The following is a 13893-nucleotide window of genomic DNA, read 5'->3' as shown; positions in this document are numbered from 1 at the left end:
GTGCTTATTTATTGTACGCTGAGCTTGTCGAAGCGTTTTTGTTTTATCAAAGGCGAATGCCTGTAACTGTCTATTTATTTAACTCTGGGTTGAAAACCATATCAATCACTGCTCGTTGTCTTCGTTTAAATCTAGCCGATGAACCAGCAGCAGGTACTGAGTAATATTTTCTAGAAGCGACACTTAACTTTGCCAAGTTAAATCGTTGCAACATATAACTCCAAGCTCCCATGTTTTTAGGTTCTTCTTGTGCCCATACATATTCTTTCACATTTGGATATCTGTCAATTGCTGCTTGAATTTTTTCCTCATGTAAAGGGAATAATTGTTCAATACGCACCAAGGCAATATCGTCTCTTTCTGTTGATTCACGTTCTTCTAATAATTCATAGTAGAATTTTCCTGTACAGAAAACTAATTTAGTGACATTTTCTGGTGCAATAGTGTCGTCAATAACTTCTTGGAAGCCTCCTTGTGCAAACTCTTCAATAGGGTTTACCGCTTTAGGATGACGTAATAAACTTTTAGGTGTAAATACAATTAAAGGTTTACGGTGCTTACGTTTCATATGGCGACGTAACAAATGATACATGTTGGCAGGTGTTGTACAGTCTGCAACGGTCATATTGTCTTCGGCACATAATTGTAAAAAGCGCTCTATTCTTGCAGATGAATGCTCAGAACCTTGTCCTTCATATCCATGAGGTAATAAAACAACAATACCGTTTTGTAGTTTCCATTTGTCTTCAGCAGCAGAAATATATTGGTCAAACATAATTTGTGCTCCGTTGTTGAAATCTCCAAATTGTGCTTCCCAAATAGTTAAAGTATTTGGATTTGCCATAGCGTATCCATAATCAAAACCTAGCACCCCATACTCAGAAAGTAGTGAATTATAGATAAACATTTCACCTTTGTTTTTAGGGTTCGTGTTTAATAGGTTGATACGGTCTTCTGTAATTTCATCACGTAAAATGGCATGTCGGTGACTAAAAGTACCACGCTCAACATCTTGGCCTGAAATACGGACATTGTATCCTTCTTCCATTAATGATCCATAAGCTAAAGTTTCTCCCATTCCCCAGTCAAGCTTGTTGGTTTCAAAAACCATCTTATCACGACCTTTAACAATACGTTCCGCTTTTCTTACAAATTTCACACCTTCCGGCACGGTAGAAACTACTTTTGCAATTTCTTTTAAATTTTGAATAGGATATGTTGTATCTATTGGAGACAACATTGCCTCTAATTTTTCACGAATAAAATCTTTCCAAGTATGTTGCATAAAAGGAACCACTTTAGAAGTGGAATCTTCTTTTGCTTTTTGGAATTGTTCTTCCAACATACTTTTAAATTCGTCTTTTATTTGTTTTGCATACGCTGCATCAATCGATCCTTCTTGGATCAATTTATCAACATAGATGTCTTTAGGGTTTTTATGTTTTGCAATAGATTTGTACAAATTAGGTTGTGTAAAACGAGGTTCATCACCTTCATTATGACCGTATTTACGGTACCCTAACAAGTCAATAAATATATCACGTTTGAATTTCATTCTAAATTCAACGGCCAATTCTACAGCATGGCAAACAGCTTCTACATCATCTGCATTCACATGTAGTACAGGTGATAAAGTTACTTTGGCAACATCGGTGCAATAAGTACTTGATCGTGCATCTAAGTAATTTGTTGTAAATCCAACTTGGTTATTTACAACCATATGTAAAGTACCACCAGTTTTGTAACCCGGTAATTTACTCATTTGAGTTACTTCGTATACAATTCCTTGACCAGCAATGGCGGCATCACCATGTACAATTATTGGTAATATTTTTGAATCATCACCTTTGTATTTTCTGTCAATTTTTGCTCTGGCAATACCTTCTGCTACAGGAGCAACAGTTTCTAAATGTGATGGATTAGGAACTAGGTTCATTTTCATCACTTCACCATTTTGGAAAGTCTTACTAAGTGTAAGTCCCATATGGTATTTTACATCACCATCAATATGTTCGTCATCAAAGTCTTTTCCTTCAAATTCAGAAAATAAATCGCGGACAGGTTTTTTAAAGATATTGGTTAAAGTATTTAAACGACCTCTATGTGCCATTCCTAATACACATTCTTTTACGCCAAATTTTTCGGCAGCATCTCGTAATGCTACAGAAATTGCAGGAATCAAAGCTTCTCCTCCTTCAAGAGAAAAACGTTTTTGACCTACATATTTTGTTTGTAAGAAATCTTCAAACCCAACAGCTTGATTTAATTTCGATAGAATGTATTTTTTAGAATCTACATTATAAGAAGGATGGTTGTTGTTTTTGTTCAAACGTTCTTGCCACCATCTAATTTCTTCTGGGTTTCGAATATACATGTATTCCACTCCAATAGAGTCGCAATACATCAATTCTAAAGTTTCTATAATTTTAGAAAGCTTTGTAGGTTTTAAATCTAGAATTTCACTTGCGCTAAAAACGGTGTCTAAATCTACTTTTGATAGACCAAAATTCTCGATTGCTAAAGTAGGTTTGTATTGTCGTCTTTCACGAACAGGATTTGTTTTCGTGAATAAATGTCCACGAGAACGATATCCATTGATCAATTCAATAACACGAAATTCTTTGTTTACATGTTCAGGAATATCAATATTAGTGTTTTCCTTGTCGTCGCCGTATTCTTCATTGGCTAGGTCATAACCTTGAAAAAAACTTTTCCAACTAGGTTCTACGGAATCAGGATTGATTAAATACTGGTCGTATAAATCGGCAATGAAGCCTGTATGTGCTGCGTTTAAGAACGAAAATTTGTCCATATTTTATAGAATACTCGGTGTTTTAATGAAAACCTTAGCAAAAATACAACGTTTTCGTAGAATGACCGCTCATATCTTTACGATTTGTAAAAAATGCAATTAAATATAACAGATTTTATTTTTTCTGTTAATTTCTATATTTAAAAATAGCAAATGACCATATTCTATGTAAGTAAACGTCTTGTTTATTTATGGTAAACAAGCATATTGTCGGATTTGGTTCCTATTTAAAGTTTTTTTTTAAATTTTGATTTTCTTTTACTGCTAATTCTAAGAAGCGTGTTCCAATAATATTTTTCATGACAACTTTCACAAAGATAGAGTCTGATAAATGGAATTAATCGTAAAGTGTTGGTTCTCTTTATTCTTCGTCTAAATTTAGACTGACAGTTAGGGCAATTTTTCAAAATAATGTTAATTTAGGGAATTAATAATTATTTGTAATGCTTAGGGGTTCTTAATATTTTATACTTTTTTTACGCAACCATTTTGTGATTTTTGTATCGGTTATTTGAAATGCTAAAATAACGATATTTTTTGAAGCTTAAAATATTTTTTAGTGCATATTATTGTTGTGATTTTAACTGCCGTTTAGCTAAGCTCAGACTCAGATTTGGGAACAAGTAGTATTCGATTAAATTTATAAGTATTTATTATTGTGCGTGTTTAAGTGAAATAAGCGCTTAGGATGTCTAGAATTTAAGAATCTATTAGTTCGAGTAAATGGGTTCAAATAATTTTTAATAAGACATTATTAAAATAGTAAAGGTGAATTGGATTCTTGTTATTTTTAGAAAAAGAGATTAAGTATGTCTTCCAAAGTATCTTGACCTTTGTCTTTGTTGTACCATTTTTGAAGATCTTCTTTAAATTGCGCATCCAAACCTCCATGTTCCTTTTTATAATCATTTACTAATTTGGCAGCCGTCGTAGGTCTAGGTCCCCAATTATTTAGGGCTGTATTTGTTTTTTTGTCGACTCCAATAAGAATAGGAATGGCTTTGTTTCCGTTGGTTAAAAATTGCTGCATCAATTCGTCATTCTCATCTCTTAAAACAATTTTTAAATCAATGTTTTCCGAAGCTTCTGCAATTTTATTGATCATTGGAACTGTTTGCGCTGCATCTCCACACCAACTTTCTGTAATTAATAACCAGGTTTGTTTGTGTTTATTCTGTTTGATTTTTTCTAATTTCTCTGTCGAAATTTTTAGAGTTTTGTCCAGACGTTTCATCCGGCTGTTGTTTAAGCTGGTGTAATTTGACAGATCGTCGCTTTGTTCGTTTCCCGTAGATTTTTTTTGTTCTACCAAAGTGCTTACTAGATTTCTATAGTCTTGATAGCTAATTCCTTTTTTGAAGCTTTTTTGAAGTATTTGGTCCATTTTTATAATTTTGATTTTAGACGGAGTAATTTTTATTCTTTACAACTTAGAAATAGTTATGAAATAATAAAAATTATAATTGTGTAAACTATTGGTTACCAGTAAAAAATTTGGACTTGTTTTTTTTTACTGTGAAAAAAGTTTTTTTAGCTTGTGAAAGTTAAAATAATAGTTATATTTGCATTCGCAAAACGGAAACGTTTGCTGGATTAAATTCCTCCTTAGCTCAGTTGGTTAGAGCATCTGACTGTTAATCAGAGGGTCCTTGGTTCGAGCCCAAGAGGGGGAGCAAAACAAAGAGTTACACGGAAGTGTAGCTCTTTTTTGTTTTGGATTGTTTTTTTAGAAGTCGTACAACAAAACTTTATTATATTAGCCACATCTTTCGGGGATGTAGCTCAGCTGGCTAGAGCGTTTGACTGGCAGTCAAGAGGTCGTGGGTTCGACTCCCATCTTCTCCACATTAAATATAAGCGTCTTAAAGTAAATTTTCTTTAGGACGTTTTTTTTTCTGTCCTTTTACTTGTTTCGGTTGTAGAAAGGGTTGCACATATATCGTTTCCTAATAAACAGATAACTGCTAGACGTTTTCGTAAGCTCCGCATCTAATGGTGTTTGCAAATATTTTCTTTTATATTTGGTCAAATTATAAAAAAAGAAAAATATGAAAAGAAAGTTGTTGTTAGTCTTTGCGCTAATTTGGATGCCTGCTGTTGTTTGTGCACAAGCTATAAAACCAGAACAGGTTAAAAATGAAATGAAACGTGTTGCTGATTGGCAAATAGAAAATTTTAAGGAGAATTATAGTGGTAGGAAAAAGCCACATCATATTGCGGATTGGACCAATGGTGCTTTGTATGTAGGAATGGAAAAATGGGCAGCTATTGCAGGTGATGAAAAATATTACGAATGGTTAAAAGGAATTGGAGAGGAGCAGCAATGGAACTTACACTTTAGAAAATACCATGCAGATGATCATACGATTGGTCAGTTGTATTGTCAGTTGTTTCGTAAATATGGAGATAAAGAGATGCTCAAGTCTACTCAAAAACAATTAGATTTCATCATCTACCATCCCTCGCAAAGTAAATTAAATTGGAAAACGCCATTTCATCAAGATAGATGGAATTGGTGTGATGCTTTGTTTATGTCTCCTCCAGTTTTTGCTCAAATGTATAAAATTACCGGAAAACAAGTTTATCTAGATTTTATGGTTTCGGAATACAAAGCCACGACAGATTTTCTTTTTGATAGGAAAGAGTGTTTGTATTATAGAGATGAACGATTTGAAAATCAGCTAGATCATGGGACTAAAATATTTTGGTCACGTGGTAATGGTTGGGTGTTTGCAGGTTTGGTGAATATTTTAAATGAATTAGATCCAAAACAGAAAGAGTACAAATACTTTTTGAAGATTTACAAGAAGATGGCTAAGAAGCTTTTGAAAATTCAATCAGAAAAAGGACATTGGGCCATGAGTTTGTTAGGAGATGAATTTTACCCGACACCAGAAACAAGTGGTACTTCCTTTTTTACCTATGGTTTGGCTTGGGGAATAAATAATGAAATTTTGGATCGTGATTCTTATGAACCTGCTGTTCAAAAAGCATGGACTGCTTTAACGGGGTATATAACTTCTGAAGGAATGCTAGGCTATGTGCAGCCAATCGGAGCTGCTCCAGGACAAGCTTGGGAAGATAAAACTGAAGTGTATGGTACCGGTGCTTTTTTATGCGCAGGGTCAGAATTGCTAAAATTGTATGCTAAGTAAATACAAGAATCTATTTGAGAAAAAAGCCTTAATTTTTAGATTAAGGCTTTTTTGTTGTTATTCTGTTTTGACAATTATTTTTTTAGATATTCGGCCTTTGTTAGTATGAATATGTACTATGTAAACTGCACTAGGTAAATTCTTTGTTGCGAGTCGATGTTCTATTGTTTTAGAATCAAAACTTTCCCATTGCAGCACTTTTTGTCCTAGTATAGAAAGTAATTCTATAGCTCGTATTTTTTGTTGACCATGATTTTGTATAACAATTTCTCGCGTTGATCTATCTGTAAAAGCGATGAAATCTTTATTGATTGAATTGTTTTCTTCCTCATGTATGGATAATTCGGTGCCACTAAAAGTTAAAGCAAATCTATCGGTATGTGTTCCTTTTGTTAATTGAAGGGCTACGGTGTTTTCATCTAGCGGATATGTTTTGTTTGTAAGCTTATCTTTGATAAACACATCGCTATCTATATAATCTATTTCATCTATTTGTATGGCTACACTTCCGTCGTAATTCATAACAATGTCAAACGGAACTTCTAAGTCGGGTGAGATTTCCTGTACACCTGCAATGATGTATTTAGTGTCGTCATTTGGTAAATTCCAATAAACATCAGTAAGTCCTAAATCGTACACTTGACTGTCGTAACCTTTGTCAAAAGCAAAAGAGTTACCTGGGTGAAATGATACGCCTACACGTCTATGAATACTTGTTGCTTCTTCATTTAAAAAGTCCATACCCAGTTTAACAAAAGGCAATGCGTACTCAGAGCTTGAAACCTTTGCAGCTGTTTTTGATGTAGATTTTTTTGAGCCTTTAAAAAATACAGATGTGCCAGATTCTTCAATTTTAAATTCTCTTTGACTATTGTTAAATACGATTGGTCCGCCATCTGCATCTCCTTGAATAAAGAAGCCTTGTCCAATAGGAATATAAGGACCCGGAACTAAATTTGCATCAGAACCTCCGGCACTTGGTACGCAGCTAATATTTCCATCGTCATCCGCTAGTTGTAAAAGATTTATATAGGCTGTGTTTGCGTCGTTGGATATTAGCGTTACGTCGCTTCCCGCTTGAACACAAATGTCAATAGTGTGAGTTAGGTAAGTTGAGGAGCTTGGTTGTAGGGTAAATTCTCCTTTGCTAACATTGTCTATTTTAAGAATGAATTTCTTACTTGAATCGGATTTGTAATTTATTTTTAAAGCATCAACTCCTTTAATAATATTACGGAATTCTACATAGTTTGTAAATCCAGAAATTGCTACTGCAGTTTCTCCACCGTTGTTAGTTGTAGAGCCATCTATAAAAGCGTCTTCGGCTTCTAGAGAAATATCAAAAGCGCTTACGTTTGTAGGGTCATTTGCAGATAAACCCATGGAGATGTTTCTGGTAGCATAGCCACCGATATAGCCTGCGAAATTATGACCAGAGCTGCTTGTGCTGGTACTGTCCTTTTGAGTTACATGTTGCCAAAAATATAAAGTTGCTGAAGTTGAGTTTATATTGTCTTCTATGAATTTCTTAACACTTATGGCTGACGGGTAAGGGTTTCCTACTAAATAGGATTCATAGGCTCCTAAATGAGGACTTGAACTTAAGTCTCCGTCCTTTGGAGTTCCTGCGAATGTGTAATTTTGTGCTCTTCCAGGACCCTTCATAATGAATCCATCTGTTTGTGGGATCGTTCCGTTTTCGTATTTATGTAGCCAATTAGATCTTCCATCAGCTGACGGTGAGTAGGTGTATACCCAGTAATCTGCTAAAGATATAGGGTCGGTAGTGGCTCCGTCATAGCCAGCTATAAAATTGATGTCTTTGGCTATGGAGCCAATAGGTGTAGTGGCATCTAGGGCAGCTGTACCATCTTTTAATACTGATTCTATGGTGTATGTTGTTTCTCCAGTTGTGTTCACTGGACTACTCAAATAATTGTATCTGTATAAGCTAGATATTGTCGAATTTTGATCTACCAGTAATTTTCCGCTACCAGAGACTTTTGTGTTAGAAGTATGTGTTTGTACCAACTGTGCCGTTCCAATTAATCGGATTTGATCATCGGTGTTTGTTAAGGTAATATCATTGGTTACTACTAATAGATGGTCACTTACTGAAAAGATGCTGTTGCTTGCTATTTTTAATTTCCTTGCGCTTAATTTTTCGCTAGAATGGTTGTAGTTTTCATCTATAATAACAAAACGAGATCTGTCTGGATAGCCATTGTTCCAATTATTACTTGTTCTGGTTGTTGTTCCAAATCGATGGAGTCCTAAGAGGGCATTCGCTTCAGTATTTACGCCTGAAGTAATTTCGGATAACAATGGGTCATGAGGGTGTCTTTCAGGTCCACCTAAGTTTAATACTCTGTAAGGGTCTAAGTCGTCATTAATAAAAGCTACCCATTCACTAGCGGTATAATCTGTGTTAGGCATTAAAGTTTCGTCTATACGGACAAAAGAGGTGTTATTTGCTAAATTTTGAATAACATCTATTCGCGAATCCCAGGCAATAGTATGGTTTGCTTTTCCACTTCTAGACACAGTAATAATATCATTAGAGTTGTCGAATGCAGTTACACCCGCATTGTTTACAGTAGAAACACCTGATTTTATTTGAGCGGTAATGGAACCGGATGAGGCAGCAAACAAGATTGAATTACCTGCTCCAATTTCTGAGTTGTTTACACCTGTTGCTGTTCTAGAGGTTGTTATACCTCCGTCAAAGAAATTTACATTTGCTGCGTATGGAACTACAATTTTAGTGGTATTGTTATTGGTGATTTCTATAATCTTTTCGGATCCTTTCCAGTAAACTTGCGTAATCATAGGTGTTCCGCAGCCATTTTTTGTATTGTCTATTGCGTAGGTGTTGTAGTTTGTAGTTGTATAGGTGTTCAGTGTATTTGCAGCATTTGTGTCAACGTCTTCCAAGCTGTTGGCATAACCATTGGTTCCTATTGCATCGTAAGAAGTGTCAATAACAGCGTTTTCAGTAGCATCAGCTATACCATCTGTTTCATTTACTCCGCTTGATTTTAAAGCGGAAGGAACTGCAGCTTCAATGGCATCCGGACAGCCATCATTGTCTGAGTCTAAATCTAAATAATTAGGTACGCCATCTCCATCTGTATCTGTACTGGTACAAGGGATAGTGAAATCTGGATAGCTAACATTGTCAACTTCTAAATCCTTTTTTTCTCTTAGATAAGTTATTAAAATGTATTTGGCGTCTCCGTTTAATTGATATTGTTTGTTGTAATAGGTGTCTTTATCGTCAAATGAAAATACTTGCGTGTTTGTCCAAGGTCCAGAGGTTGAATTGCTTTGTTGGACTTGCATTTTATTGTTATTGTTGTTGTCCTTTTTTCGAGCTCTAATGCTAATGAAAAGATCATCATAAATAACGTTTCCATTTCTTAAGTTAATACGAATACTTGCGCCATCACTTTTTAGTTTGGCTTTGTCACCTCCATTGCCAGTTGCTGCTTTATCTCCTTTGTCAACATTACCAGAAACAGTAGTAGAAGAATAGGCATGATCTCCGTTAATAGATGTAGGAGTACAAAGTCCTTCATCGGTGTTTAAAATTCCGTCATTATCTGCATCCAAATCGTTAGCGTCCATTAATCCATCTCCATCGGCATCTTCAATTACTTGAATGGTAACAGTTGCTTGCGAGCAGTTCGAGTAATCGATACCTACTTCACAAATTTCATAAACGATAGTGTAAGTACCTAACGGTACTGTATTGGTTACGTTAACCTGACCATTGCTATTAATAGTTACCCCTGCGTTTGTAGAGCTTATTTGTGATACGGTTACCTCCGTAACTTCTGTCGGGTTTGTGTTTCCGTTTAATACATCGTTTGTTAAAGCGTCTATAATAGTAGTTCCGGTAGCACCTTGGTTGTGGGTTCCTGCATCATTATTAGCAGTGATTGTTTGTTGTATGCCACATAATTCTATGTCGTTAGGAACAACACATTCAAATGAAGATCCGTCTCCTGTAGTTAATCCTCCCTCACTACCATTTGTTATATGACCAGCGAAACAAATACTACCACCATTGGCTCTGTTAAAGTAGGTGATTGCATGGCCACCAACACTTATTGCTGCAGGGTCATCGTAGCCTACTGTAAAAGAAGGAGGTGTGCTTGGGTAGCTAATAAAGTCATCTGTTCCATGTGCAATGGCATTGTAACTACTGGTGTTGTCTCCCCAAGAATATAAAATACCTTTATTATTGGAAGCTTCGTTTCCTTCTACAATGACAGCGGCACTTGCGTATTCTTCTGAGGTGTGAGAAGTAGCTAGATAAATGACTCCGGTTAAGTCTACACCTGCTGATTTTTGAATGGCGGTCCAAGAGTTAACAGAGCTTGTTGCTGAATTTATTATTTGTTCACTCGTACTTTCACCAATACCATATACTTTTTTATCTGTACCTAAAGCTAGCAAACCAGAAGCGCCTCCATTATCAAAGATGGTTGCAATGTAGCTGATAGATACAGGAGGAGCTGTCATTTTTGTCGCATATGATAAATTTTGAGGAGAAGCACCATTTCCTAGTGACACTTGATTACCCCATGCGTATATGTCTCCATTGTTTAGCAAGGCATATCCTCCAACTTTAGAACCTGTTACTTGTTTTACGTTGGTTAAATCTGTAGTAGCATTTGTTTTTACTTTTTGCCAAATACTAGTATCGGTACTCGTATTTCCGTTGGGAGCTGTATTTGATGAAGCTACCCATACTTTTCCGCTGTTTAAGGTTACAAAAAGCACATCAGAATTGGCGTGTAAATCTTTTATTTCGGCACCTGTAAAAGGTAGGTTTTTCATTTCAGCAAAAGCAGAGCCTGTTACAAAATTGGTGTTTACAACTTCTCCTGTACCTCCCCAGGCATATAGGCTTGTAGTGGTTGCTAAAAATGCTTGTCCATCAGTGTTTCCTGAGAGTGCAAAATGTCTGACCGTGCCTCCATAATTATATCCATTGGTGCTATTTATGACTGTTAGAGAAGTAGCGTCACTCCCCGTGGCAGCCATGTCTTCTCCCCATGCTACAAAGTCGCCACTAGCCGTTCTGGCAATACTTTGATGGTAAGAGGTAATTACTACATCATCACTAGGGTTAAAAACACCATTGCTTTGAACTGTAGGGCAAGACTGTGCGTGTATTGAAAAGGATGTTATTCCTGAAATTAGTAAGAGAATGATTCTTAGACCGAAGTTAGAACGAAACATTTCCCCAAATGTTTTCGTTAATTTTAAAATACTATACATAACTAACAATTTTTTGCGTTAAACAAAATAATACTTGTTGTAAAAAGCAGAAGTTTCTCTATCATGAAAGGTTTTTCTAGATAGTTGTCATTCTGATTTTTAGTTTTCTTAAAACGGGTTTAAGGAAACAATAAATTAAATATAATAGGGGCTGAGAATTTAGTGCAAATATACTGAAATTTGTGAATGTAAAAGTCGGATTTTAGTATATGTATGTTAAAGTTTTGTAATTTTAATATGAAAAGAAATGTTCTGTATTTAATGACTCCTTTTTAGAATAGGGAAGGGGTTTAATTCTTTTTGCCTGTTAATTAATTTTTAATAATTCTTCTTCTGTATAAACACCTGATTTAGGTTTTCTTTGTCTAAGAGATTTGATTTTTTCGATACTTATCGTGCTCGTTTTTCCTGCGAAATTGTTTTGTAGGTATAAAATTAAATTTTGGATGTCTTTGTCTTTGTAGGTTGGATTGTTTCCTAAGCCAGGCATGGTGGCACCTAATTCGTATAATTTACCATCAACATGCAATGGACCTGAAAGTCCGTGAAGTAAAATTAAGCCTAAGCGTTCTGCTGAGCCACTAACGTATTCTGAGTTTATGAACGGTGGTGCTAATCCGTCAATTCCTGCACCTGTATCGCCATGGCAGGTAGCACAGATGTTTTTAAATATTTTTTGTCCAGCTTTAATAGCTTTTGATGTTTTTTTCTTTTTGTTGTTGAGCGCTTGATTTTTTTTGTTGTAGATGCATGCTTTTAAGGCTTCGGTAAGTGAGTCTTTTTTGTTGTTTTGGAAATGACTTAAGTATTCGTTTTCTTTGTTATTTAAGCTGGATACAATTCCTTCAATGTGTATTTTTTTGGCAGTATGTCTTCGTGCAATTTCATTTAAAAAATCAAAAATAGGTGGGCTAGAGATATTTGCCCAATTTCCTAGAGAATTAGCAAGGTATAAATCGATAAGATCGTTGTTTTTAGCGTGTAGTTTTTTTATAGAATTAAAAAAAGTGGGAAAGTGATTTTTTGATGCGAATTTTTCTAAAAGAACCAAAGTATGGCTAATGGTTTTGGTATTGGTGTGTTTTTCAAGTATTTTGTTTAAGTAGTCAAAATCTAAGGCATCAAGTCCGTTTAGTGTATGCAGTGCATGAAGTTGTGTTATTGGGTGCTCTGTGTCGAAAACCATTTCTTTTAACATAGGGATAGCCGTTTGCTCGTAACGATAAATGAGTATGTGTTGAGCCTTGTCTCTAATCCAGCCGTTTTTATGTTTTAATAAGTTCAGCCATTCTGAAACAGTAAGTTTGTTTAAGTTGATTGGTTTGTTTTTAGTGGCGTTTTTTCTAGATATTTTTAAAATTCTTCCCATGCCAATTATGGTGTCCAATTCTTTTTTTGCGTAAAGGTTTTTTAAATAATCGGTTAAAAAAGCTTTGTCTTGAAGAATTCCTCGGTGCATATCCACAATGTACAAGTTTCCATCAGGTCCGTTAAATAAATTTACAGGTCGAAAACCTTCATCTGTAGAGGCGATAAATTCCTTTTTAGGTATGGCTTGTTTCGCATGGATGTCTATTGTATCAAAAGTTAGAATATTTCGTTTTATTAAATTGGCTTCAGGGGCGCAAACAAATGCGTTTTCAGAATATTCAGTAGGAAATTGATCTCCTCTGTAGATAACAGGTCCACAGGCAGCAGTTATGCGAATTAGTAAACTGTCTTTGTCTAAATTTCCTTTTACATATCCGCGGTTTACAGCAGTGGCGTGCAATGGGTATACTCTTTGGTCTGTAGTAAGGTATTTTGCTAAAGAAGCCTTTGGTGATTGAGCTTGGTTTTTGTTATGCGTATTAGGAAGTACCAAATCTCCTCTTAGTTGGGCGGAGTTGTTGTTAAAATAGATTCTACCAAAATTATCTTTACTAATACCCCATTGTCCTCTAAATGAAGTTTTTTCCTTGAGCCATTTTCCGTTTTTGCGTTGGTATCTAGAACTCGATTTGGCATTGTAAATCCAGTTGTCTAAATGCAGCATTAAGCCATTGGGTTGGTGTTCAACGTTTCCTCCATGTGTAAAGTTGGCATCTACCAATACTTTATTGATGGGTTTGTCATTTTCAATATCTACAAACCATAAATTTGGCGGTTCGGCATATAGTAAACCTCCATATACATGAGCAATAGCCCTGGGCAGTACTAAGCCATCCATAAATATTTTCGTATGATCTGTGATGCCATCATTGTCCCAGTCCTCCAGAATAGTAATTCTTCCATTGGGCATTTCTTCTCCAGTTCCTTCTAGGTTTTGCATATAACCTTTCATTTCTACAGTCCATATACGCCCTTTGTTGTCAAAGTCCATAGCTACAGGGGCCTCAATAAAAGGTTCTGAAGCAATAACATCTAGTTGGAAACCCTCTTCAATTTCATAGTTTTCTAAAGAAACCTTGGGCTCGTCATAATTTTTCCGACTACAAGCTGTTAGTAGAAGTAGTATTATAAGTGTCGATGGTTTAAATAGATTGTATTTAGTAAAGAAGTTTAAAATCATAAGTTGGATGAAATTTTGCAGCGAAGATATATAAAAATCCTTTTAAAATCAGTTGGTTGCTTGAGGTTTTGGCTCTTGAAATTGTT

5 protein-coding genes and 2 tRNA genes are annotated in these 13893 nt (G+C 35.4%); 3 read left to right on the top strand and 4 right to left on the bottom strand.

Translation table 11 applies throughout. The annotated features are described in order from the left end of the window. Positions 1-70 precede the first annotated feature (70 nt). Together FGM02_RS03200 and FGM02_RS03195 are read right to left on the bottom strand one after the other, a co-directional pair. Positions 71-2812, bottom strand: coding sequence for a 2-oxoglutarate dehydrogenase E1 component (locus FGM02_RS03200; RefSeq protein WP_139956878.1), 2742 nt, complete (start codon positions 2810-2812; stop codon positions 71-73). Positions 2813-3602: 790 nt separating this feature from the next. Further along, positions 3603-4196: a thioredoxin family protein gene (locus tag FGM02_RS03195; protein ID WP_139956877.1), complete on the bottom strand. Its 594-nt coding sequence runs from the start codon at positions 4194-4196 to the stop codon at positions 3603-3605. A gap of 215 nt (positions 4197-4411) precedes the next feature. Between FGM02_RS03195 and FGM02_RS03190 the strand changes: the two genes are divergently transcribed. From FGM02_RS03190 to FGM02_RS03180, 3 genes are all read left to right on the top strand, one after another. Then, positions 4412-4485: transfer RNA gene (locus tag FGM02_RS03190), tRNA-Asn, on the top strand. A gap of 98 nt (positions 4486-4583) precedes the next feature. Beyond that, positions 4584-4657 (top strand) — tRNA-Ala (locus FGM02_RS03185). Between the two features lie 203 nt (positions 4658-4860). Beyond that, positions 4861-5967 carry a glycoside hydrolase family 88/105 protein gene (locus FGM02_RS03180; protein ID WP_139956876.1) on the top strand — a complete coding sequence of 369 codons (1107 nt, stop codon included), beginning with the start codon at positions 4861-4863 and terminating at the stop codon, positions 5965-5967. Positions 5968-6024: 57 nt separating this feature from the next. Here FGM02_RS03180 and FGM02_RS03175 read toward each other — a convergent pair whose 3' ends face one another. Both FGM02_RS03175 and FGM02_RS03170 read right to left on the bottom strand, forming a co-directional pair. Then, positions 6025-11256, bottom strand: a complete 5232-nt coding sequence (locus FGM02_RS03175) for a T9SS type A sorting domain-containing protein (protein ID WP_139956875.1) — start codon at positions 11254-11256, stop codon at positions 6025-6027. A gap of 307 nt (positions 11257-11563) precedes the next feature. Then, positions 11564-13807, bottom strand: coding sequence for a DUF7133 domain-containing protein (locus tag FGM02_RS03170; protein WP_139956874.1), 2244 nt, complete (start codon positions 13805-13807; stop codon positions 11564-11566). Positions 13808-13893 lie beyond the last annotated feature (86 nt).

The sequence above is a fragment of the Flavicella sediminum genome, from assembly GCF_006381105.1.
GTDB classification, from domain to species: domain Bacteria; phylum Bacteroidota; class Bacteroidia; order Flavobacteriales; family Flavobacteriaceae; genus Flavicella; species Flavicella sediminum.
Note: the sequence above shows the minus strand (reverse complement) of the source record. Positions and strands in the feature narration are given on the sequence as shown.